Raw genomic sequence first — 448 nt, 5'->3', positions numbered from 1 at the left:
ATAGCTGCATGCAATCTTGTTGAGTTCCGCCTGCATTATAAAATTTATAGCCCGATGCCTCCATTTGTGTTAACCAACTTATATCTGCACCTTTTGCAAATACAGTTGTTGTAGGTGTTGGCGTTGGTGTCGGGGTAACAGATGCTGAAGAATTATCGCCACCTTTTGAACAAGCTGATAATTGAGCAATAAGAAAGATGATTAACCAATTCATAATATGTTTCATAGCATTATCAAAGATTAATAATTATGCAAGTTGTTGCAGAATTCCTTTTACAAAATCGCTTACCAGATAGCTCATTAATTTTCCTGTTGAAGAATCTTGTCTGCCATCACTTAGTTTGGTTGCACCTTCACAAATATGTAAATAAGCGGGCTTACAATCCATTGAAACATAATTCAAATATTGCCTTGCATGCAATGCAGTAATACCAACGGGTGTAGCTGC

Annotated in this window: 2 protein-coding genes; both read right to left on the bottom strand. The window is 36.8% G+C overall.

All coding sequences use genetic code 11. The features are described from left to right. The coding region (locus E3E36_RS11975; protein ID WP_206203685.1) for a glycosyl hydrolase 53 family protein at window positions 1-214 on the bottom strand (214 nt) is incomplete at its 3' end. A gap of 33 nt (window positions 215-247) precedes the next feature. Beyond that, on the bottom strand, window positions 248-448 hold a 201-nt coding region (locus tag E3E36_RS13015), incomplete at its 5' end, for a hypothetical protein (protein ID WP_206203684.1).

The sequence above is a fragment of the Thermococcus sp. M36 genome (genome assembly GCF_012027355.1).
In the GTDB taxonomy this organism is placed as follows: Archaea; Methanobacteriota_B; Thermococci; order Thermococcales; family Thermococcaceae; genus Thermococcus.
Note: the sequence above shows the minus strand (reverse complement) of the source record. Positions and strands in the feature narration are given on the sequence as shown.